Origin of the sequence: Streptomyces sp. S186 (assembly GCF_051603415.1) — a bacterium.
GTDB lineage: Bacteria > Actinomycetota > Actinomycetes > Streptomycetales > Streptomycetaceae > Streptomyces.
The window spans coordinates 6,381,971-6,404,690 of sequence record NZ_CP193932.1 but is presented as its reverse complement, the minus strand read 5'-3'; the positions used below and the strand labels follow the sequence as shown (position 1 = coordinate 6,404,690).

Here is a 22,720-nt window from a genome sequence, read left to right as displayed (position 1 = left end):
GCACGGCCGTTCCCGGCTCCCGGCCCGGCGGCCGTCGCCTTCCGAGAGACCCGTCCCGACTTCCCCGAGGTACCCCATGAGTGATCCGGCAGCGCCCCGCCCGTCCATGAGTGATCCGGCAGCGCCCCGCCCGTCCCGCCGTCCGCGCCCCGCCGTCCTGGCGGCCCTTGCCCTGGTGACCGCGCTCGCCGGCTGCACCGCTCCGGCGGCCCCCGCCCGCGCAGCCGCGGCGCCGGCGGCCGCGTCCTCCCTGGACGGCGTCTGGCGGACCGACGGCTACGGCACCCTCGTCACGATCGAGGGCCGCACCCTGAAGACGTACGAGACCACCGCCGTCAGCTGCCTGCCGGGCGAGGTCACCGGCACCCGGGCGGGCACCCCCGGCCCGGACGGCACGCTGCGCTTCACGGTGCCGGACTCGGCGCCGCTCACCGTGGCCCCGGCGGGCGCGGGGCGGGCCCGGATGGCCTTCGACGACAACGTCGGCCACCGCGCCCTGCGCCGGGCCGGGGCGCTGCCGAAGCGCTGCGGTGCCCGGCCGGCCCGCGACCCGCGGGCGGTCTTCGACGTCTTCTGGCAGACATATGCGGAGAACTACCCCTTCTTCCGGGCGAAGGGCATCGACTGGAACGCGGTCCGGGACCGCTACCGCCCCCGGATCACCGCCACGACCACCGACGCCGAACTCTTCGCGGTGCTGCGCGCGATGATCGAGCCGCTGCACGACGCGCACACCCGGCTCGTGGTCGACCAGGACCGGTGGTTCACCGGCAAGCGGCCCGGCACCGTGCTGCCCACGCCCGAGTTCACCGCCCGGGTCGACGCGGCGATCGCCGCGAACCTCGGCCCGCAGACCGTCCGGCAACACTGGGCCGGCGGCCGGCTCTCCTACGCCGATCTGCCCGGCCGGATCGGCTACTTCAGGGTCACCCAGTTCGCCAAGTACACCGAGAAGGGCGACTACGCGGGGGACGTCGCCGAGCTCGACCGGGCGCTGGACGCGATCTTCACCAAGGCCCGTACCCAGGGCCCGACCGCGCTCCGCGGCCTCGTCCTGGACCTGCGGCTCAACGGCGGCGGCTCGGACGCCCTCGGCCTGCGGATCGCCTCCCGGCTCACCGACCGGCCCTACCTCGCGTACCGCAAGCGGGTCCGGAACGACCCGCGGCACCCGGACCGCTTCACCGCGCCGGAGCCGCTCACCGTCCGCCCGTACCGGGGGCCGGTCTACACCGGCCCGCTGGCCGTGCTCACCGGCCGGCTGACGATCAGTGCGGGCGAGACCTTCACCCAGTCCCTGATGGGCCGCTCCCCCGCGCCCACCCGGATCGGCGAGAACACCCAGGGCGTCTTCTCCGACGTGCTGGGGCGGGCGCTGCCCAACGGCTGGAGCTTCGGCCTGCCGAACGAGGAGTTCCTGACGGCCGGCGGCCGCACCTTCGACGGGCCCGGCATCCCGCCCGCCGTACGCACGCCGGTCTTCACCGAGGCGGAGCTGTCCGCCCGGCGCGACACGGCGCTGGCCCGGGCCCGGGAGCTGCTGGCGGGCGGCGGCGCGTAACGGGCGCCGCCGCAGACGCGCCCTAGTGGGGCGCGCCCCGCCAACCGGCCACCGGGAGGGCGAACTTGGCGACCAGCCGGTCGGTGAAGGAGGCGTGGTGCAGCCGGGCCAGGCGGACCGGGACGGCGCCGCGGCGGACCTCGACGCGGGCGCCGGCGGGCAGCTCGACGCTGCGCCGGCCGTCGCACCACAGCACCCCGTGCGGCGTCTTGGGCTGGACCTCGACGGCCAGCACCGAGGCCGGCGAGGTGACCAGCGGCTTGGCGAACAGCGCGTGGGCGCTGATCGGGACCATCAGCAGCGCCTCGACCTCCGGCCAGACGACCGGGCCGCCGGCCGAGAAGGCGTAGGCGGTGGAGCCGGTCGGGGTCGCGCAGACCACGCCGTCGCCGCCGAAGCGCGAGACCGGCCGGCCGTCCACCTCGGTGACGACCTCCAGCATCCGCTCGCGGGCGGCCTTCTCCACGGACGCCTCGTTGAGCGCCCAGTCGGTGTGCACCACGGCGCCGTTGTTGCGGACCAGGACGTCGAGGGTCATCCGCTCCTCGACCTCGTAGGAGCGGGTGACGACGCGGTCGACGACCTTGTCGAGGTCGTCGCGCTCGGCCTCGGCGAGGAAGCCGACCCGGCCGAGGTTGACGCCGAGCATCGGCACCCCGGACGTCCGGGCGAAGTCCGCGCCGCGCAGCAGCGTGCCGTCCCCGCCGAGGACGACGAGCAGTTCGCAGCCCTCGGCCGCGCACGGCTCGGACTCCACGCGCTCGACCGAGGCCGGCAGCGGCAGGTCCGCGGCCTCCTCGGCCAGCACCCGCACCCCGATCCCGCTGCGCAGCAGTCCCTGGACGACGAGTTCGGCGCTGCGGACGGCCGCCGGGCGGCCGGTGTGCGCGAGCAGGAACACCGTCCGCCCGGTGCGGCCGTCCTGCTGTGCCGCGCTGCCTTCAACTGCCTGGGTAGTGGTCAACTGGGCCCCTCCGCCACTGCACGGTCGACATCCGCCGGGTCGAGTGCAGGCGCCCCGGCGCGCAGCCACAGAAAGTACTCGACATTGCCCGAGGGACCGGGCAACGGGCTGGCGGTCACGCCGAGGACGCCCAGCCCCAGCCCGGCCGCGCGGTCCGCGACGCCGCGCACCGCCTCGGCCCGCAGCGCGGCGCTGCGCACCACCCCGCCGCTGCCCAGCCGCTCCTTGCCGACCTCGAACTGCGGCTTGACCATCAGCACCAGGTCGGCGTCGGGCGCCGCGCAGCGCACCAGCGCGGGCAGCACCAGACCCAGCGGGATGAAGGACAGGTCGCCGACGACGAGGTCCACGGGCCGGTCGTCGATCTGATCCAGGGTCAGCTCACGGACGTTGGTGCGGTCCTTGACGGTGACCCGCTCGTCGCTCTGCAGCTGCCAGGCGAGCTGCCCGTAGCCGACGTCCACGGCGACGACATGGCCGGCGCCGGCGCGCAGCAGGACGTCGGTGAAGCCGCCGGTGGAGGCGCCCGCGTCCAGGGCGCGGCGGCCTTCGACGCGCAGCCCGCGCGGGACGAAGGCGGCCAGCGCGCCGGCGAGCTTGTGGCCGCCGCGCGAGACGTAGTCCGGGTCGCTCTCGTCCTCGCGGACGACCAGGGCCGCGCTGGTCTCCACCTGGGTGGCCGGCTTGGTCGCGGTCGTCCCGCCGACGGTCACCCGGCCCGCGGCGATCAGCTGGCTCGCGTGCTCCCGCGAGCGGGCCAGCTTGCGGCGCACCAGCTCCGCGTCGAGACGGCGTCGTGCCACTCCTGCCACCTGTGGTTCAGCTCCTACCGTTCGTGACGGCCGGGTCGGCCGGGTCGTGCGTCGGGGACGGGGCGGGCGGCCCGGGGTGCTGGTCGAGGGAGGCCAGCACGTCGCGCAGCCCACGGTGGACATCCTCGTACATGTCCAGGTGGCCGCTCACCGGGAGGTGGTCGGCTTCGGCCAGGCGCCGCAAGGTGGCGTCGACCGCGGCCTGGCCGGTGGGGGCGAGTGCCACCCCGAGCGGCCGCGGACCGGCGGGCTCCGCGGGCTCCACGGATGCGGGCGCCTCGGGAGCGTCACGCGCCTCGGGTGCCTCGGTGGGCTCGGGTCCCTGCTGCGCGGCCGGGCCCGGCTCCGGGCCGTTCGTGGGGTCTGCCATGCCCCCGACGCTACCTCGGCCGTGCGCCCCCGGCCGTCCGTGACCTGGCGTATCGTCGGGCCCGATGGCAACTCTCGACCAGTGCCGCGCCGCGCTCGACCGGCTGGCCCACAACCTTTCCTCGGCGGACGGCGAGGTGCGCAGCGCCGCCGCGCTCGACCGCTCCGTCAGCTGCCGCATCACCGACCTGGACACCACCTTCGTCGGGCGGCTGGCCGACGGCGGCCTGCAGGACGTGACCTGCGTCGCCGGGCCGCCGCCGGAGAAGGCCGAGATCCGGCTGACGATGACCGGCGACGACCTGGTCGCGCTGGTGGACGGCCGGCTCAACTTCGCCCGGGCCTGGGGCAGCGGCCGGGTGCGGCTGGAGGCCGGGCTGCGCGACCTGATGCGGCTCAGGACGCTGCTGTAGCCGACGCCGCCGCGGCGGTCTCCCGGGGCCGGCGGGCGGCCGGGACGACCAGGGGGGTGCCGGTCTCGGGGTCGTCGATGATCCGGCAGTCGATGCCGAAGACCCGGCCCACCAGCTCGGCGGTGACGATCTCCGACGGCGCGCCCTCGGCGACCACCGCGCCGTTCTTCATGGCGATCAGATGGGTGGCGTAGCGGGCCGCCTGGTTGAGGTCGTGCAGCACCGCGACCAGGGTGCGGCCCTGCTCCTCGTGGAGGGTGGCGCACAGGTCCAGGATCTCGATCTGGTGCTGGATGTCGAGGTAGGTGGTCGGCTCGTCGAGGAGGAGCAGCGGCGTCTGCTGGGCCAGGGCCATGGCGATCCAGACCCGCTGCCGCTGTCCGCCGGAGAGCGCGTCGACATAGCGGTCGGCCAGCGCGGCCACGCCGGTCGCGGCCATCGACTCCCGGACGATCCGCTCGTCCTCGGCCGACCACTGGCGCAGCAGTCCCTGGTGCGGATAGCGGCCGCGGGCGACGAGGTCGGCGACGGTGATGCCGTCCGGGGCGACCGAGGACTGCGGCAGCAGGCCCAGGGTGCGGGCGACCTGCTTGGCCGGCAGCGAGGAGATCCGCTGCCCGTCGAGCAGGACCGCGCCGGCGGCCGGCTTGAGCATCCGCGACAGGGCGCGCAGCAGCGTGGACTTGCCGCAGGCGTTGGGGCCGACGATGACGGTGAAGGACCGGTCGGGGATGGCGACCGTGAGGTTCTCGGCGATGGTCCGCTGGTCGTAGGCGAGGGTGAGGTTCTCGGCCGTCAGACGGCTCACTGGAAGGCTCCTGGGGTGGTCGGGGTGGTCGTCGGGTCGCTGGTGTCCGCCGGGGCGCCGAGGGTTCCTGAGGTCGCGGTGGCGGGCGGTCGGCCGTTCACACCCGGCCCGCCCTGCGCTCGACGGCCAGCAGCCACAGCAGATAGCCGCCGCCGAGGATGCCGGTCACCACACCGACCGGCAGCTGGTCGGCACCGAAGATCCGCTGGGAGGCCCAGTCCGCGCCGACCAGCAGGGCGGCGCCCATCAGGGCGGCGGGCAGCAGGTTGGGGCCGGGCGAGCGGGTCAGCCGGCGGGCGAGCTGGGGCGCGGTGAGGGCGACGAAGGAGATCGGGCCGGCCGCGGCGGTACCGGCGGCGACGAGGACGACGGCGGCCAACAGGGCGGTGATCCGGACGCGTTCGGTCCGCACGCCCAGCGCGGCGGCCGCGTCGTCGCCCATCTCCAGCATCCGCAGCGGCCGCGCGCACAGCAGCAGCACCGGGACCAGCACCGCGCAGACCGCGGCCAGCGGCCCGACCTGGCTCCAGTCGCGGCCGCTGAGCGAACCGGTCATCCAGGTGGTGGCCCGGGCCGCGTCGTAGATCGTGGACTTCGTCAACAGGTAGAGCACCACGGCGTAGAGCATGGCGGCGGCGCCGATGCCGACGAGGATGAAGCGGTAGCCGTGGACGCCGCGCTTCCAGGCGAGCAGGAAGATGGCCAGGCCGGTGGCCACCCCGCCGACGACGGCGCCGGTGGCCACCGCGAAGGGCTCGCCGTGGAACCACACGATCACGACCAGCGCGCCGACCGAGGAGCCCTGGGCGAGGCCGAGCATGTCCGGGCTGCCCAGCGGGTTGCGGGAGACGGCCTGGAAGACCGCGCCGCCGAGCCCGAAGGCGGCGCCGACCAGCAGCCCCACCAGCACCCGCGGCAGCCGCAGTTCGTGCACGATGAACTCCTGGCCGACGGTGCCGCCGCCGGTCAGGGTGGTGAGCACCTCCGACGGGGTCATCGGGAAGTCGCCGGAGCCGATCAGGGCGACCGCGGCGGCGCCGGCGACGGCCAGCAGCAGCGCCCCGGCCAGGACGGCGCGCAGGTCCAGCCGGAGCGAGAGGCCGCCGGCGGTGCGCACCGTACGGGGCCGCCGCCGGGCGGCGGGTATGCCCGACTCCTCGACCTTTCCGGCCTTGCCGGGCTTCACTGTCGCGTTCACTGCCTCTCCTCGCTCGCCCTGCCCGCCGCGCCCGTCACGTGCATCGTGTCCGTCACACGCATCGCGTCCATCACGTACGTCATGTCCGTTACGCCCGTTCACAGTTGCGCCATCCGCCGGCGCCGTACGAGGTAGATGAAGACCGGTCCGCCGATGACCGCGGTGACGATGCCGACCTGGAGTTCGCCGGGCCGGGCCACCACCCGTCCGAGCACGTCCGCGCCGACCAGCAGCACCGGCGAGAGCACCGCCGAGTACGGCAGGATCCAGCGCAGGTCCGGGCCGGTGAGGGCGCGCACCGCGTGCGGCACCATCAGGCCGACGTAGACGATCGGGCCGCAGACCGCGGTGGCGCCGCCGCACAGCAGGGTGACCGCGACCATGGCCAGCACCCGGGTACGGGTGAGCCGGGCGCCCAGGGCGCGGGCCTGGTCGTCGCCGAGCGCTACGGCGTTGAGCGGGCGGGCGAGCAGCAGCGCGAGCAGCGCGCCGGCCGCGAGGAACGGCGCGATCCGGGTCACCGTCGGCATGGTGGCGGTGGCCAGCGAGCCGACCGTCCAGAACCGCATCCGGTCCAGCGCCGCGGAGTCGATGAGGTTGACGGCGTTGAGGTAGCCGGTGAGGACGGCGGTCAGCGCGGCGCCGGCGAGCGCGAGCCGGACCGGGGTGGCGTTGCGGGTGCCGCCGAGCACGTAGACCGCGGCCGAGACGAGGGCGGCGCCGGCGAAGGCGAACCACACATAGCCGGTCAGCGAGGTGACGCCGAGGAAGCTGATGCCGGAGACCACCGCGGCCGAGGCGCCGGCGTTGATGCCGAGGAGGCCGGGGTCGGCGAGCGGGTTGCGGGTGAGCGCCTGCATGACGGTGCCGGCGAGGCCGAGGGCGGCGCCGGCCAGCAGCCCGAGGAGGGTGCGCGGCAGCCGTACGTCGCGGATGACGACGTCGGTGGCGGAGCCGGAGTAGTCGAACACCCCGTGCCAGACCTGGTCGAGGGGGATCTGTTTGGCACCGACGGCGATACCGAGGACGGCGACGACGGCGAGCAGGGCGAGGGAGGCGAACAGCCCCGCGGCCCGGACGGCATGCCGCCGTCGGGGTGCGTCGGGGGCCGTCGCCGCGTCGGGCGGACTGTCAACGGGGGGGCTGTCAACCAACACGCCAGTTAGGTTAGCCTACCCTCACAAGCAGTCGATCTACCGGTCCTTCCGGTTTCGGCCCACCCGCCATGCCCGTTGGGGCGATCCGCCTCCAGAGAGAAGCACGAAGCCATGAGAACCCCTCGCAGCGTATCCCTGTCCCGACGCGGTGTCCTGGCCGCGGGTGGCGCCGTCGGCATCGGCGCCCTGCTCGCGGCCTGCGGCGGGAGCAAGGGCTCGGCGGGCTCGGGCGGTGGCGGCAAGGGCCGCCCGTGGTCCTTCACCGACGACCGCAAGCAGAAGGTCTCGCTGCCCGACACCCCGCACCGGATCGTCGCCTTCACCGGCACCGCCGCGGCCCTGCACGACTTCGGGATCGACGACCGGATCGTCGGCGTCTTCGGCCCCACCAAGCTGGCGAACGGCAAGCCCGACCCGCAGGCCGGCGACCTCGACATCGACAAGGTCACCATCCTCGGCAACGCCTACAACCAGTTCAACGTCGAGAAGTACGCGAGCCTCGCCCCCGATCTGCTGGTCACCAACATGTACGAGCCGGGCGCACTGTGGTTCGTCCCGGACGACAGCAAGGACAAGATCACCAAGCTGGTCAAGTCCGTGGCCATCACCTCGTCCCGGGTGCCGATGGACCGGATCATCGGGCGGTACGCGGAGCTCGCCGCCTCGCTCGGCGCGGACCTGAAGGCCAAGAAGGTCACCGACGCCAAGGCCCGCTTCGAGAAGGCCGCGGCCCGCCTGCGCAAGGCCGCCGCCGCCCACCCGGTCAAGGTCCTCGCCTGCTCCGGCGCCGCCGACTTCTTCTACGCCTCCAACCCCGGCATCAACGCGGACCTGATGTACTTCAAGTCCCTCGGCGTGGACCTGATCGTCCCCGACCACCTCGACAAGGGCGGCTACTTCGAGAGCCTGAGCTGGGAGAACGCCGACAAGTACCAGGCCGACGTGCTCCTGCTGGACAACCGGACCGCCACCCTCCAGCCCAAGGACCTGGCCGCCAAGCCGTCCTGGGCCAAGCTGCCCGCCGTCAAGGCCGGCCAGATCACCCCCTGGGCCAGCGAGCCGCGCTTCTCCTACGCCGGCGCCGCCCCGCTCCTGGAGTCGCTCGCCCAGGCCATCGAAAACGCGAAGAAGGTCAACTGACGCACCGCCGGGCCGGTTTCACCCGCCGGCCCGGCCCGCCCGCCCCAGTCCGTTCTCCGTCCCGGGAGGTTTCCCGTATGACCGCGACCGCCGCCCCCACCTCCGCGCCGTTCCGCTTCTTCGACGTCCGGGTCGCCCGCACCCGGCGGCTCGGCCCGTCCATGGTCCGGATCACCTTCACCGGCGAACGGCTGGCGGAACTGGCGTCCGGCGGCCGGGACCAGCGCTTCAAACTGTTCCTCCCACAGCCCCACCAGGCCGCGCCGGTCTTCGAGGACACCGGGGACGGCTGGTACGCCGCCTGGCGGGCGCAGGACCCGGCCGAGCGCCCGGTGATGCGCTCCTACACCATCCGCGAACAGCGGCCCCACCTCGGCGAGTTCGACGTGGACTTCGCGCTGCACGGCGCCGACGACCCGGCCTCGGCGGCCGGCGGCCCGGCCAGCCGCTGGGCGCTCGCGGCCCGGCCCGGCGACCGGCTGACCGTCCTCGCCCCGGCCGTCGAGGACAACGGCGGGGTGGACTTCCGGCCGCCGCCCGGCACCGACTGGATCCTGCTGACCGGTGACGAGACCGCCCTCCCCGCCATCGCCGGCATCCTGGCCTGGCTCTCCCCGGGCACCGTCGCCAAGGTCTGGATCGAGATCGGCCACGAGGACGACCGCCAACCGCTGCCGACCTTCGCCGACACCGAGGTCAACTGGCTCGTCCGGGAACACGCCGGGCCCGGCCGCGGCGAGCCCGTCCTGGACGCGCTGCGCGCCGCCGACCTCCCCGAGGGCACCCCGTACGCCTGGATCGCCGGCGAGGCCGGCACCGTCAAGGCGGTGCGCCGGCACCTCGTCCGGGAGCGCGGATTCGACCGCCGCGCAGTGAAGTTCACCGGCTACTGGCGGCGCGGCGCCACCGAGGAGGACCTGATCGCAGAGCTGACCGCGGCGGCCACGGCGGCCGCCTCCGCCGACGAGGAGTAAGCCGCCGCGCCACTACGCACGGCCCCGCCGCTCCCGGCGGGGCCCCTGGCGTTCCCCCCTGGAAACTGACGCGCCGTTACATCCCCAGCGTGCTCAGCGCCTTGGCCGCGTCCGCCGGGCAACTCCCCTCGCCCGCCGCGGTCCAGGCCGCCGCGCACAGCGCCCGCAGCCCGTCCAGCGGTTCGCCCGCGCCGTCCAGGAGCAGCTCGTCGCCGGCCGCCTCGGCCCGCCAGCCGCCGCAGCGGAAACCGGCGCCGTCGGCCGCCACCTCCGGCTGCGGCCGCAGCAGCCCGCGCAGATCCGCGTCCACATACGTCGGCCGGTGCGCGGGCGGCGCGGCCAGCAGGTCGGCCGGGGTGGTGACGCCGGTGAGCACCAGCAGGGAGTCCACACCGCCGTTCCAGGCGCCCTCGATGTCGGTGTCGAGCCGGTCGCCGATCACCAGCGGCCGCCGCGCACCGGTCCGCAGCACCGTCTCCCGGTGCATCGGCGGCTGCGGCTTGCCGGCGACCTGCGGCGCCCCGCCGGCGGCGATCCGCACCACCTCCACCAGCGCGCCGTTGCCCGGCGCGATCCCGCGCTCCTTGGGGATGGTCAGATCGGTGTTGGAGGCGAACCACGGCACCCCGCGCCGCACCGCGTACGCGGCCTCGGCCAGCTGCTCCCAGTCCAGCGACGGGTCGAAGCCCTGGACCACCGCCGCCGGGTCGTCGTCCGCCGACGCCACCGGCACCAGTCCCCGCTCGCGCAGCGCCACCCGCAGCCCCTCACCGCCGATCGCCAGCACCCGGGCGCCGTCCGGCACCTGCTCGGAGATCAGCCGGGCAACCGCCTGCGCGGAGGTGATCACGTCCTCCGGGGTCGCCGGCAGACCGAATCCGGCCAGCTGGCCGGCGACCGCCTGCGGTGTCCGGGACGCGTTGTTGGTCACGTACGCCAGGTGCATGCCGCCCTCGTGCGCCGCGGTCAGCGACGCCACGGCATGCTCGACGGCCTCTCCGCCCGCGTAGACCACGCCGTCCAGATCCAGCAGCGCCGTGTCGTACGCCGCGCTCAGCGCACCCGGGCACCCGCCGGGCCGGCGCCGTACGACGTCGCCCGACCGCTCGCCAACCTGCTCGCCCATGCCGTCCTGCTCCTCGCTCCTCGGTGCCGTACCACGGCCCGCCCGGTCGATATTTCTGGCCGATCGCGGCCTCTCCCCCGATCATCCCGCACCCCCTTCCCGGCATAGCATTCTTCAATGACCACCTCCGACGGCCTCCGCCTCCTCCCGTTCCGCGGCCTGCGCTACGCCCCGGACCGGGTCAGCAGCCTCACCGCGGTCACCTCCCCGCCCTACGACGTCGTGGTCCGCCCGGACGAGGTCCGGGAGTTGGAGACCTCCGACCCGTACAACATCGTCCGGCTGATCCTGCCGCACGCCGCGGATCCGGCCGCCCGGCACCGCCAGGCCGCGGAGACCCTGCGCCGCTGGCGCGAGGAGGGAATCCTCACACCGGATCCGGAGCCGGCGCTGTACGTCTACGAGCAGCGCTCCGGGGACGTCCTCCAGCGCGGCTTGATCGGCGCGCTCCGGCTGGACGGCCCGGTGCTGCCGCACGAGGACGTCATTCCCGAGGTGGTCGAGGACCGGGCCGCCCTGATGGGGGCCGCGGCCGCGAACTTCGAGCCGCTGCTGCTGTCGTACCGCGGCCAGGGCACCGCGAACGGCGCCACCGCGGTCATCGAGCGCACGGTCCTGCGCACCCCGCTGCTCGCCACAACCACCGAGGACGGCTTCGCGCACCGCCTGTGGGCGCTCACCGACCCGGCCGAGCTGGCCGCCGTCGACGCGGACCTGGCAGTCCGGGAGGCGCTGATCGCCGACGGCCACCACCGCTGGGCGACCTACCAGCGGCTCCACGAGCAGCGGCCGGAGGGCGGCCCGGACTCCCCGTGGGCGTCCGGGCTGGTGCTCCTGGTCGACACCGCCCGTTATCCGCTCCAGGTCCGGGCGATCCACCGGGTGCTGCCGCATCTGCCCCCGGAGAAGGCGCTGGCGGACGTGGCCGGCGCGTTCCGGGTCGCCCGGCTGCCGGGCGCGCTGCCCGCCGCCCTGGAGGCGCTCGCCGAGACGCCCGGCAACGCCTTCGTGCTGTCCGGCGGCCCGGACTCCTTCCACCTCCTGGACCGCCCCGACCCGCGGCTGCTGGACGGGGCGATCCGCACCGACCGGCCCGAGGCTTGGCGGCGGCTGGACGCGACGGTGCTGCACTCGGTGCTGCTGGACGAGGTCTGGCGGATCCCGGACCGCCCGTCGGACATCTGCTATCTGCACCACGCCGAGGCGGCGGTGGCGCAGGCCGCCCGGCACGGCGGGACGGCCGTGCTGATGCGCGCCACGTCGGAGGAGACGGTCCGTCAACTCGCCCAGCAGGGCGTGACGATGCCCCGCAAGTCCACCTCGTTCGGCCCCAAGCCGGCGACCGGTCTGGTGCTGCGCACGCTCGACGAAGGGTTTTGCTGAGGCGCCGCGGGAGGGGCCCGCCCCGGCACCCCGCACCCACCCGGCGATCCAGTTAGGTTAGGCTTACCTTACTGCGTCACCGGGCGGGTTTCCCTGCCCCTGTGCACACTTCCGCACCTGCACAGGACGCGGTCGACCCGCACCAGGGAGGGCCCTTCATGAGTCGCCTCGCGCACCCCGCCGAGGACCCGGCCGACAGCCGCACCTATCTCCTCAACAACCAGACCGCCGACCGCTACCGCACCGCCGTCACCGACAGCGTCACCCGGCTCAGCGACCGCTTCGCCACCACCGAGCGCCCCTTCACCGGCGTCTCCGTCGACGAGCTGGCACCCACCGTCGCCGCCGTCGACCTCGACACCCCGCTCCACGACCCGGCCGCCGCGCTCGACGAGCTGGAACACGTCTACCTCCGCGACGCCGTCTACTTCCACCACCCGCGCTACCTCGCGCACCTCAACTGCCCCGTGGTGATCCCGGCCCTCGTCGGCGAGGCGGTGCTCTCCGCCGTCAACTCCTCCCTCGACACCTGGGACCAGAGCGCCGGCGGCACCCTCATCGAGCGCCGCCTGATCGACTGGACCGCCGAGCGGATCGGCCTCGGCGCGGCCGCCGACGGCATCTTCACCAGCGGCGGCAGCCAGTCCAACCTCCAGGCCATGCTGCTCGCCCGGGACGAGACCTGCCGCCGCGAACTCGCCCGCGCAGACTCCCCCGAAGGCACCCGCCTCACCGACCTGCTGCCCCGGCTGCGCATCCTCACCTCCGCCGCCGGCCACTTCAGCATCCGCAAGTCCGCCACCCTGCTCGGCATGGGCGCCGAAGCCGTCATCGCCGTACCGGTCGACGACACCCGGCGGATGCGCACCGACGCGCTCGCCGCCGAACTGGAGCGCTGCCGCCGCGACGGCCTGATACCCATGGCGGTCGTCGCCACCGCCGGCACCACCGACTTCGGCTCCATCGACCCGCTCCCGGAGATCGCCGGCCTCGCCGCCCGCTACGGCGCCTGGATGCACGTGGACGCCGCCTACGGCTGCGGCCTGCTGGTCTCCCGCCGCCGCGAACTGCTCACCGGCATCGAACGCGCCGACTCGGTGACCGTCGACTACCACAAGTCCTTCTTCCAGCCGGTCAGTTCCAGCGCCGTCCTGGTCCGCGACCGCGCCACCCTCCGGCACGTCACCTACCACGCGGACTACCTCAACCCGCGCCGGATGGCCGAGAAGCGGATCCCCAACCAGGTCGACAAGTCGCTGCAGACCACCCGCCGCTTCGACGCCCTCAAACTCTGGCTGACCCTGCGCATCATGGGCGCACCGGCCGTCGGCGAACTCTTCGACGAGGTCGTCGACCGGGCCGCCGACGCCTGGAAACTGCTGCACGACGACCCGCGCTTCGAGGTCGTGGTGGAGCCCCAGCTGAGCACCCTGGTCTTCCGCTACCTCCCCGGCGGCACCCAGGACCCCGAACTCACCGACCGGGTCAATCTGCACGCCCGGGAAGCCCTCTTCGCCTCCGGTGACGCGATCGTCGCGGGCACCAAGGTCGACGGCCGGCACTACCTGAAGTTCACCCTGCTCAACCCGGAGACCACGCTCGACGACATCGCCACCGTCCTCGACCTGATCGCCGAGCACGCCGGCCGCCACCTCGCCGAGCAGCCCGGCGCCGCCCGCCCGGCCCCGGCCCTCAGCGCTCACTGACCCCGCGCAACCGTCCGACCATCTCCGAAGAGAGCCCCCCGTGACCGTCCCCCACGACACCCCCTACGACTTCCTGGCCATCGGACTCGGCCCGTTCAACCTCGGCCTGGCCTGCCTGACCGCCCCCATCGACGAGCTCGACGGCCTCTTCCTCGACGACCGGCCGGCCTTCGACTGGCACCCCGGCATGATGCTGGAGAGCAGCCACCTCCAGGTCCCGTTCATGGCCGACCTGGTCACCCTCGCCGACCCCACCTCGCCCTTCTCCTTCCTCAACTACCTCAAGGAATCGGGCCGGATGTACTCCTTCTACATCCGCGAGAACTTCTATCCGCTGCGCGCCGAGTTCAACGACTACTGCCGCTGGGCCGCCGGCAAGCTCGACACCGTCCGCTTCAACCACAAGGTCACCACCGTCGAGTACGACGAGACCGCCGGGGTCTACGTTGTCCACGCCGACCACCAGGGCGAACGGCACACCTTCCGGGCCCGCAAGCTCGTCCTGGGCACCGGCACCCCGCCGCACCTCCCCGACGCCTGCCGCAACCTGGGCGGCGACGCCCTGCACAACGCCGGCTACCTCGACGCCAAGGCCGCCCTCCAGGCCAAGGACAGCATCACTGTCATCGGCAGCGGCCAGAGCGCCGCCGAGATCTATTACGACCTCCTCCAGGACATCGACTCCCACGGCTACCACCTGACCTGGGCCACCCGCTCCCCCCGCTTCTTCCCCCTCGAATACACCAAGCTCACCCTGGAGATGACCTCCCCGGAGTACGTGGACTACTTCCACGCCCTCCCCCCGGCCACCCGCGACCGCCTCAACGCCACCCAGAAACATCTCTACAAGGGCATCGACTCGGAGCTGATCAACGACATCTTCGACCTGCTCTACCAGAAGCGCCTGGCCGGCCCGGTCCGCACCCGCCTGCTCACCAACACCGCGCTCCAGGACGCCCGTTACGACGAGGCCACCGGCACCTACACCCTCGGCCTGCGCCAGGAGGAACAGGGCCGCGACTTCACCCTCGCCACCCAGGGCCTGATCCTCGCCACCGGCTACCGCTACCGCGTCCCCGACTTCCTCGACCCGGTCCGCGACCGGATCGCCTGGGACGCCGCCGGCCGCTACGACGTCGCCCGCAACTACAGCATCGACACCACCGGTCAGGGCATCTTCGTGCAGAACGCCGAGCTGCACACCCACGGCTTCGTCACCCCCGACCTCGGCATGGCCGCCTACCGCAACTCCTGCATCGTCCGCGAGCTGCTCGGCCGCGAGTACTACCCGGTCGAGAAGGCCATCGCCTTCCAGGAGTTCGCCGCCCCGGCCGGCCCGCACCACCCGATGGAGATCCCCGCATGAACACCCCCGTCTTCACCCGCACCGACCCCGCGCTGGGGGAGTTCGCCCTGCGGCCCGTCGACCCCGCCGCCGACGCCGCCGTCCTGCACCCCTGGGTCACCCACCCCAAGGCCGTCTTCTGGCTGATGCAGGACTACGACCTGCCGGCCGTCGAGAAGGAGCTCGCCCGGATCGACGCCGACCCGTACCACGACGCCTTCCTCGGCCTGCACAACGGCACCCCCGCCTTCCTCATGGAGCGCTACGACCCCGCCCACCGCGAACTGGTCGGCATCCACGCCGCCCGGCCCGGCGACATCGGCATGCACTTCCTGACGGCCCCCACGGACACCCCCGTCCACGGCTTCTCCCTCGCCGTCCTCACCACCGTCATGGAGAGCCTCTTCGCCGACCCCGACGTCCGCCGCGTGGTCGTCGAACCCGACGCCCGCAACACCGCGGTGCACGCCCTCAACGAGGCCGTCGGCTTCGACGTCGTCCGCACCGTCTCGCTGCCCTCCAAAGACGCCCTGCTCAGCACCTGCACCCGCGACCAGTTCCTGGCCACCCGAGGAGCCCACCGATGACCACCCGGGAAACCCCCTCCCCCGCCCCGCACCAGCCCGCCCAGGACGCGGTCGCCCACCTCACCCCCGACCTCTGGGCCCGCGCCAACCGCGCCCTGGTCCGCAAGGCCCTCGCCGAATTCGCCCACGAACGCCTCCTGACACCCGAGCCGCTGCCCGAGGCCGACCGCTACGCCGTCCACAGCGACGACGCCACCACCGCCTACCGCTTCACCGCCCGCAGACGCGCCCTCGACCACTGGCAGATCGACCCGGACAGCATCACCCGCCACCGCGCCGGAACCGAACTCCCCCTGGACGCCCTGGACTTCATCACCGAGTTCCACACGTCCCTGGGCCTGTCCGCAGACGTCCTCCCCGTCTACCTGGAGGAGATCAGCTCCACCCTCTCCGGCACCGCCTACAAGCTCGCCGGCAAGGCCCCCACCGCCGCCGAACTCGCCACCGCTGGCTTCCAGGCCATCGAGACCGGCATGACCGAGGGCCACCCCTGCTTCGTCGCCAACAACGGCCGCCTCGGCTTCGGCGTCCACGAGTACCACGCCTACGCCCCCGAGGCCGCCGCCCCGCTGCAGCTGATCTGGCTGGCCGCCCACCGCGACCACAGCACCTTCACCGCCGGCGCCGGCCTCGACTACGACACCCTCATCGAGGCCGAACTCCCCGCGGAGACCCGGGCCCGCTTCACCGCCGCCCTCACCGGCCTCGGCCTCGACCCCGCCGACTACCACCTCTTCCCCACCCACCCCTGGCAGTGGTGGAACAAGCTCTCCGTCACCTTCGCCGCCGAGGTCGCCCAGCGCCGCCTGGTCTACCTGGGCCCCGGCGACGACCAGTACCTCGCCCAGCAGTCCATCCGCACCTTCTTCAACACCAGCCACCCCGCCAAGCACTACGTCAAAACGGCCCTCTCGGTCCTCAACATGGGCTTCATGCGCGGTCTTTCCGCCTCGTACATGGAGGCCACCCCGGCCATCAACGACTGGCTGGCCCGCCTGATCGACGCCGACGACACCTTCCGCGCCGCCCGCTTCTCGATCATCCGCGAGCGCGCCGCCATCGGCTACCACCACCGCCAGTACGAGGCCGCCACCGACAAGGGCTCGCCGTACCGCAAGATGCTCGCCGCCCTCTGGCGCGAGAGCCCCGTCCCCACCCTCGAACCGGGCCGGCGGCTGGCGACCATGGCCTCCCTCCTCCACGTCGACCGCGCCGGCGACTCCTTCGCCGCCGCCCTGATCGCCGAGTCCGGCCTGGCCCCCGAGGTCTGGCTGCGCCGCTACCTCGACGCCTACCTCACCCCCGTCCTCCACGCCTTCTACGCCTACGACCTGGTCTTCATGCCGCACGGCGAGAACGCCATCCTCGTCATCGAGGACGGCGCGGTTGCCCGAGTGATCTTCAAGGACATCGCCGAGGAGATCGCCGTGATGTCCCCCGACGCGGTCCTCCCGCCGGCTGTCGAACGCATCCGCGCCGACGTCCCCGACGACAAGAAGCTGCTCTCCGTCTTCACCGACGTCTTCGACTGCTTCTTCCGCTTCCTCGGCGCCACCCTCGACGACCGCGGCATCCTCGACGAGGACACCTTCTGGCGCACCGTCGCCGCCGCCGTCACCGACTACCAGGCGGCCCACCCCCACCTCGCCGACAAGTTCGCCGAGTACGACATGTTCGCCCCCGAGTTCGCCCTCTCCTGCCTCAACCGCCTCCAGCTGCGCAACAACCAGCAGATGGTCGACCTCCAGGACCCGGCCGGCGCCCTCCAGCTCATCGGCACCCTCCACAACCCCATCGCCCCCTACGCCCCCTGACCCCACCCCCATACGAAGAAGGGCGGACCCGCACCGGGCCCGCCCTTCTTCACACACTCACCTACTCGGGCTTCTCAGCCTTCTCGGCGCCACCGCCGGCCTGCGCCTCACCACCGGCCGCAGCGCCGTCCTGGCCCTGGTCCCGGCCCTCGGCCTCGTCGTCGTCCTCGACCAGCGCGTCGGTGAACTGCACCCCGTCCAGCTCGGCCAGCCGGTCCGACGCATCCGTGGTCCCGGCCTGGTCGGCCTCCAGCGCCTTGGCGAACCAGTCCCGCGCCTCGCCCTCGCGCCCGACCGCCAGCAGCGCGTCCGCGTACGCGTAGCGCAGCCGGGCCGTCCACGGGTGCACCGCGTTCGACGCCAGCTCGGGGCTCTGCAGCGTCACCACCGCGGCGTCCGCCTGCCCCATGTCCCGCCGGGCGCCGGCCGCGACCAGCCGCATCTCGACCTGACCGGCCTTGTCCAGCCGCTGCACCTCCGGCTCACCGGCCATCGCCAGCGCCTTCTCCGGCCGCCCGAGCCCGCGCTCGCAGTCCGCCATGAGCGGCCACAGCTCCGCACTGCCGGTCATCCGCCGAGCCGCCCGGAACTCCTTCAGCGCCTCGGCGTACTTCCCGACCCCGTACGCCGCGAAGCCGCCCGCCTCCCGGACCGCCGCGACCCGCGACGCCAGCCTCAGCGCCACCCGCGCATACCCGTACGCCTTCTCCGGGTCCTCGTCGAGCAGCCGCGCGACCATCACCAGGTTCTTGGCGACGTCCTCGGCCAGCGTCTTCGGCAGGCTCTGCAGCTCCTGCCGCACCGCCTTGTCGATCTCCTCGCCGGTCACGTCCTCCGGAATCGGCAGCCGCTTGATCGGCTCCCGATCGCGGTCGCGGTCGCGACGTTCGTCCCGACGCGGCCCGTCCCGGTCGTCACGCCGCTCGAACCGGCGGTCATCCCGGCCGCGCCCGCCGCCGTAAGGCCGCCGCGCCCCGCGCTCGCCACCGCGCTCGTCCCGCCGGAACCCACCACGGTCGCCACCACGGTCATCCCGCCGCGGCCCCCGATCCCGGTCATCCCGACGGAACCCACCACGGTCGTCATCCCGACGGAAGCCACCCCGGTCGTCCTCACGCCGGAAACCACCACGGTTGTCGTCACGGCGGAAACCACCGCGCTCGTCATCCCGCCGCGGCGCCCGCGCACGGTCGTCCCGCCGGAACCCCCCACGGTCCTCCCGCTCGTCCCTACGGAACCCGCCACGGCCACCACCGCGCTCGTCGCGCCGCTCGTCACGCCGCTCGAACCGGTCGTCCCTACGGAACCCGCCACGCTCGCGATCGTCCCGACGCTCATCCCGCCGGAACCCGCCCCGGTCGTCACGGCCCCGGTCGTCCCGCCGCTCGAACCGGTCGTCGCGCCGGAAGCCACCGCGCTCGCCACCGCGCTCGTCCCGCCGGAACCCACCACGGTCATCCCGCCGCGGCCCCCGATCCCGATCATCCCGACGGAACCCACCACGGTCGTCATCCCGACGGAACCCACCACGGCCACCGGGCCGATCGTCCCGCCGCTCATCCCGCCGCTCGTCGCGCCGCTCGAAGCGGTCGTCGCGCCGGTAACCGCCGCGCTCACCACCGCGGTTGTCCCGGCCGGTGCGGCTGTCGCGGTTGTCCCGGCTGTCGCGCCGCGGCCCCCGGTCATCGCGCCGGAAGCCACCACGGTCACCGCCGTCGCGCCTCGGCCGGCGCTCCGGACGATCGTCGGAAGGGTTGGTGGACATCGACGTGACTCCTGTCTTCGGTACTGCATTCATTCTCACGCACCGACCCGTTCGGCGCGCTCCGGCAAAACAAAAAGGACCCTTGGTCCCAGCGTGAACGCTGGGACCAAGGGTCCTTCACAAATTGTTCGGCGGCGTCCTACTCTCCCACAGGGTCCCCCCTGCAGTACCATCGGCGCTGAAAGGCTTAGCTTCCGGGTTCGGAATGTAACCGGGCGTTTCCCTAACGCTATAACCACCGAAACGCATTCGGGCCGCCCCGCAGAGCGGGAAATCGACACTTAGCGAACAAGCACACTCTTCAGTTAAAGAAGTGCAACTGTCACCCCGCCAAAGCGGGATATCAGCTGGTTCACCGACGCTGCGACTGTTCGCAACCCGGGAACCACACAGTGGACGCGAGCAACTGAGGACAAGCCCTCGGCCTATTAGTACCAGTCAACTCCAACCGTTACCGGTCTTCCATATCTGGCCTATCAACCCAGTCATCTACTGGGAGCCTTACCCCATCAAGTGGGAGGGAGCCCTCATCTCGAAGCAGGCTTCCCGCTTAGATGCTTTCAGCGGTTATCCTTTCCGAACGTAGCCAACCAGCCATGCCCTTGGCAGAACAACTGGCACACCAGAGGTCCGTCCGTCCCGGTCCTCTCGTACTAGGGACAGCCCTTCTCAAGACTCCTACGCGCACAGCGGATAGGGACCGAACTGTCTCACGACGTTCTAAACCCAGCTCGCGTACCGCTTTAATGGGCGAACAGCCCAACCCTTGGGACCGACTCCAGCCCCAGGATGCGACGAGCCGACATCGAGGTGCCAAACCATCCCGTCGATATGGACTCTTGGGGAAGATCAGCCTGTTATCCCCGGGGTACCTTTTATCCGTTGAGCGACGGCGCTTCCACAAGCCACCGCCGGATCACTAGTCCCTACTTTCGTACCTGCTCGACCCGTCAGTCTCACAGTCAAGCTCCCTTGTGCACTTACACTCAACACCTGATTACCAACCAGGCTGAGGGAACCTTTGGGCGCCTCCGTTACCCTTTAGGAGGCAACCGCCCCCCCAGTTAAACTACCCACCAGACACTGTCCCTGATCCGGATCACGGACCCAGGTTAGACATCCAGCACGACCAGAGTGGTATTTCAACAACGACTCCACACCAACTGGCGTTGGCGCTTCACAGTCTCCCACCTATCCTACACAAGCCGAACCGAACACCAATATCAAGCTATAGTAAAGGTCCCGGGGTCTTTCCGTCCTGCTGCGCGAAACGAGCATCTTTACTCGTAATGCAATTTCACCGGGCCTATGGTTGAGACAGTCGAGAAGTCGTTACGCCATTCGTGCAGGTCGGAACTTACCCGACAAGGAATTTCGCTACCTTAGGATGGTTATAGTTACCACCGCCGTTTACTGGCGCTTAAGTTCTCAGCTTCGCCCCACCGAAATGGAGCTAACCGGTCCCCTTAACGTTCCAGCACCGGGCAGGCGTCAGTCCGTATACATCGCCTTACGGCTTCGCACGGACCTGTGTTTTTAGTAAACAGTCGCTTCTCGCTGGTCTCTGCGCGGCCACCCCCAGCTCACACTGCAAGAGTGATCACCGGAAATGGCCCCCCTTCTCCCGAAGTTACGGGGGCATTTTGCCGAGTTCCTTAACCATAGTTCACCCGAACGCCTCGGTATTCTCTACCTGACCACCTGAGTCGGTTTAGGGTACGGGCCGCCTTGAAACTCACTAGAGGCTTTTCTCGACAGCATAGGATCATCCACTTCACCACAATCGGCTCGGCATCAGGTCTCAGCCTCAACGTGTGACGGATTTACCTACCACACGGCCTACACCCTTACCCCGGGACAACCACCGCCCGGGCTGGACTACCTTCCTGCGTCACCCCATCGCTTACCTACTACAAGTCTGGTCCGTCGGCTCCACCACTCCCCTACACTCCGAAGAGCTCAGGGCGGCTTCACGGACTTAGCATCGCCTGATTCAGTACTGGGCGCTTCAAAGCGGGTACCGGAATATCAACCGGTTGTCCATCGACTACGCCTGTCGGCCTCGCCTTAGGTCCCGACTTACCCTGGGCAGATCAGCTTGACCCAGGAACCCTTAGTCAATCGGCGCAAGAGTTTCCCACTCTTGTATCGCTACTCATGCCTGCATTCTCACTCGTGAACCGTCCACAACTCGCTTCCGCGGCTGCTTCACCCGGCACACGACGCTCCCCTACCCATCACAGCCTCCGTTAGGAGTAATGCTGCAATGACACGACTTCGGCGGTGTACTTGAGCCCCGCTACATTGTCGGCGCGGAATCACTTGACCAGTGAGCTATTACGCACTCTTTCAAGGATGGCTGCTTCTAAGCCAACCTCCTGGTTGTCTCTGCGACTCCACATCCTTTCCCACTTAGCACACGCTTAGGGGCCTTAGTCGATGCTCTGGGCTGTTTCCCTCTCGACCATGGAGCTTATCCCCCACAGTCTCACTGCCGCGCTCTCACTTACCGGCATTCGGAGTTTGGCTAAGGTCAGTAACCCGGTAGGGCCCATCGCCTATCCAGTGCTCTACCTCCGGCAAGAAACACACGACGCTGCACCTAAATGCATTTCGGGGAGAACCAGCTATCACGGAGTTTGATTGGCCTTTCACCCCTAACCACAGGTCATCCCCCAGGTTTTCAACCCTGGTGGGTTCGGTCCTCCACGAAGTCTTACCTCCGCTTCAACCTGCCCATGGCTAGATCACTCCGCTTCGGGTCTAGAGCGTGCAACTCAAACCGCCCTCTTCGGACTCGCTTTCGCTACGGCTTCCCCACACGGGTTAACCTCGCTACACACCGCTAACTCGCAGGCTCATTCTTCAAAAGGCACGCAGTCACGACGTTGAGCCAAAGACTCAACGCGACGCTCCCACGGCTTGTAGGCACACGGTTTCAGGTACTATTTCACTCCGCTCCCGCGGTACTTTTCACCATTCCCTCACGGTACTATCCGCTATCGGTCACCAGGGAATATTTAGGCTTAACGGGTGGTCCCGCCAGATTCACACGGGATTTCTCGGGCCCCGTGCTACTTGGGTGTCTCTCAAACGAGCCGCTGACGTTTCAGCTACGGGGGTCTTACCCTCTACGCCGGACCTTTCGCATGTCCTTCGCCTACATCAACGGTTTCTGACTCGTCCCACAGCCGGCAGACTGCAGAAAAGAGATCCCACAACCCCGCACTGGCAACCCCTGCCGGGTATCACACCAATACGGTTTGGCCTCATCCAGTTTCGCTCGCCACTACTCCCGGAATCACGGTTGTTTTCTCTTCCTGCGGGTACTGAGATGTTTCACTTCCCCGCGTTCCCTCCACACTGCCTATGTGTTCAGCAGCGGGTGACAGCCCATGACGACTGCCGGGTTTCCCCATTCGGACACCCCCGGATCAAAGCTCGGTTGACAGCTCCCCGGGGCCTATCGCGGCCTCCCACGTCCTTCATCGGTTCCTGGTGCCAAGGCATCCACCGTGCGCCCTTAAAAACTTGGCCACAGATGCTCGCGTCCACTGTGCAGTTCTCAAGCAACGACCAGCCACCCGTCACAACCCAC

17 protein-coding genes, 2 rRNA genes and 1 pseudogene are annotated in these 22,720 nt (G+C 71.0%); 9 read left to right on the top strand and 11 right to left on the bottom strand.

Translation table 11 applies throughout. The features are described 5' to 3' along the window. Positions 1-76 precede the first annotated feature (76 nt). Positions 77-1,561 (top strand): S41 family peptidase, encoded by a 1,485-nt coding sequence (locus tag ACRAS8_RS27620; RefSeq protein WP_438488700.1) that lies wholly within the window; start codon positions 77-79, stop codon positions 1,559-1,561. 22 nt (positions 1,562-1,583) lie between these two features. Here the strand turns inward: ACRAS8_RS27620 and ACRAS8_RS27615 are convergent, their stop codons facing one another. Genes ACRAS8_RS27615 through ACRAS8_RS27605 form a run of 3 tightly spaced genes read right to left on the bottom strand, consistent with a single transcriptional unit; the run spans position 1,584 to position 3,707 of the window. Then, positions 1,584-2,462: an NAD kinase gene (locus tag ACRAS8_RS27615; RefSeq protein WP_018537049.1), complete on the bottom strand. Its 879-nt coding sequence runs from the start codon at positions 2,460-2,462 to the stop codon at positions 1,584-1,586. Positions 2,463-2,521: 59 nt separating this feature from the next. Then, a complete protein-coding gene (locus ACRAS8_RS27610) occupies positions 2,522-3,337 on the bottom strand; it encodes a TlyA family RNA methyltransferase (RefSeq protein WP_438488699.1) in 816 nt (271 codons plus the stop codon). 7 nt (positions 3,338-3,344) lie between these two features. Continuing rightward, complete coding sequence (locus ACRAS8_RS27605; RefSeq protein WP_438488698.1) at positions 3,345-3,707, bottom strand: hypothetical protein; 363 nt, start codon at positions 3,705-3,707, stop codon at positions 3,345-3,347. A gap of 64 nt (positions 3,708-3,771) precedes the next feature. Between ACRAS8_RS27605 and ACRAS8_RS27600 the strand changes: the two genes are divergently transcribed. Continuing rightward, positions 3,772-4,119, top strand: a complete 348-nt coding sequence (locus tag ACRAS8_RS27600; RefSeq protein WP_438488697.1) for an SCP2 sterol-binding domain-containing protein — start codon at positions 3,772-3,774, stop codon at positions 4,117-4,119. On the opposite strand, the gene ACRAS8_RS27595 is transcribed toward ACRAS8_RS27600, so the two are convergent. The 3 genes from ACRAS8_RS27595 to ACRAS8_RS27585 form a co-directional block, all read right to left on the bottom strand. Next, positions 4,103-4,927 carry an ABC transporter ATP-binding protein gene (locus ACRAS8_RS27595; protein ID WP_438488696.1) on the bottom strand — a complete coding sequence of 275 codons (825 nt, stop codon included), beginning with the start codon at positions 4,925-4,927 and terminating at the stop codon, positions 4,103-4,105. The two genes, ACRAS8_RS27600 and ACRAS8_RS27595, sit on opposite strands and share 17 nt — an antisense overlap. Before the next feature lie 97 nt (positions 4,928-5,024). Then, complete coding sequence (locus tag ACRAS8_RS27590) at positions 5,025-6,125, bottom strand: FecCD family ABC transporter permease (RefSeq protein ID WP_438488695.1); 1,101 nt, start codon at positions 6,123-6,125, stop codon at positions 5,025-5,027. A 98-nt stretch (positions 6,126-6,223) separates the two neighbouring features. Continuing rightward, the gene (locus ACRAS8_RS27585; RefSeq protein WP_438488694.1) at positions 6,224-7,282 is read right to left on the bottom strand and encodes a FecCD family ABC transporter permease; all 1,059 of its coding nucleotides are present in this window, start codon (positions 7,280-7,282) and stop codon (positions 6,224-6,226) included. A 111-nt stretch (positions 7,283-7,393) separates the two neighbouring features. Between ACRAS8_RS27585 and ACRAS8_RS27580 the strand changes: the two genes are divergently transcribed. Further along, entirely contained in the window at positions 7,394-8,422 is a 1,029-nt protein-coding gene (locus tag ACRAS8_RS27580; protein ID WP_438488693.1) for an ABC transporter substrate-binding protein, read from the top strand. A gap of 77 nt (positions 8,423-8,499) precedes the next feature. Beyond that, positions 8,500-9,396, top strand: coding sequence for a siderophore-interacting protein (locus tag ACRAS8_RS27575; RefSeq protein WP_438488692.1), 897 nt, complete (start codon positions 8,500-8,502; stop codon positions 9,394-9,396). A gap of 76 nt (positions 9,397-9,472) precedes the next feature. On the opposite strand, the gene ACRAS8_RS27570 is transcribed toward ACRAS8_RS27575, so the two are convergent. Next, positions 9,473-10,522 (bottom strand): HAD-IIA family hydrolase, encoded by a 1,050-nt coding sequence (locus ACRAS8_RS27570; protein ID WP_438488691.1) that lies wholly within the window; start codon positions 10,520-10,522, stop codon positions 9,473-9,475. 117 nt (positions 10,523-10,639) lie between these two features. Here ACRAS8_RS27570 and ACRAS8_RS27565 point away from each other — a divergent pair, with 117 nt between their 5' ends. The 5 genes from ACRAS8_RS27565 (at position 10,640) to ACRAS8_RS27545 (ending at position 17,357) form a co-directional block, all read left to right on the top strand. Beyond that, positions 10,640-11,905 carry a DUF1015 family protein gene (locus ACRAS8_RS27565; protein WP_438488690.1) on the top strand — a complete coding sequence of 422 codons (1,266 nt, stop codon included), beginning with the start codon at positions 10,640-10,642 and terminating at the stop codon, positions 11,903-11,905. 158 nt (positions 11,906-12,063) lie between these two features. After that, positions 12,064-13,611, top strand: coding sequence for a pyridoxal phosphate-dependent decarboxylase family protein (locus tag ACRAS8_RS27560; RefSeq protein WP_438488689.1), 1,548 nt, complete (start codon positions 12,064-12,066; stop codon positions 13,609-13,611). Between the two features lie 40 nt (positions 13,612-13,651). Next, positions 13,652-14,977, top strand: coding sequence for a lysine N(6)-hydroxylase/L-ornithine N(5)-oxygenase family protein (locus ACRAS8_RS27555; RefSeq protein WP_438488688.1), 1,326 nt, complete (start codon positions 13,652-13,654; stop codon positions 14,975-14,977). Continuing rightward, entirely contained in the window at positions 14,974-15,543 is a 570-nt protein-coding gene (locus ACRAS8_RS27550) for a GNAT family N-acetyltransferase (RefSeq protein WP_438488687.1), read from the top strand. The genes ACRAS8_RS27555 and ACRAS8_RS27550 overlap by 4 nt, the downstream gene beginning before the upstream one ends. Beyond that, entirely contained in the window at positions 15,540-17,357 is a 1,818-nt protein-coding gene (locus tag ACRAS8_RS27545; RefSeq protein WP_438488686.1) for an IucA/IucC family protein, read from the top strand. Before ACRAS8_RS27550 ends, ACRAS8_RS27545 begins: the two co-directional genes overlap by 4 nt. Positions 17,358-17,418: 61 nt before the next feature. Here ACRAS8_RS27545 and ACRAS8_RS27540 read toward each other — a convergent pair whose 3' ends face one another. The 4 genes and pseudogenes from ACRAS8_RS27540 to ACRAS8_RS27525 form a co-directional block, all read right to left on the bottom strand. Further along, the gene (locus ACRAS8_RS27540) at positions 17,419-18,159 is read right to left on the bottom strand and encodes a hypothetical protein (RefSeq protein ID WP_438490612.1); all 741 of its coding nucleotides are present in this window, start codon (positions 18,157-18,159) and stop codon (positions 17,419-17,421) included. A 96-nt stretch (positions 18,160-18,255) separates the two neighbouring features. Continuing rightward, positions 18,256-19,122, bottom strand: a pseudogene (locus tag ACRAS8_RS27535) (tetratricopeptide repeat protein); the annotation flags it as partial. A 126-nt stretch (positions 19,123-19,248) separates the two neighbouring features. Next, a 5S ribosomal RNA gene (gene rrf / locus ACRAS8_RS27530) occupies positions 19,249-19,365 on the bottom strand. 165 nt (positions 19,366-19,530) lie between these two features. Next, a 23S ribosomal RNA gene (locus tag ACRAS8_RS27525) occupies positions 19,531-22,659 on the bottom strand. Positions 22,660-22,720 lie beyond the last annotated feature (61 nt).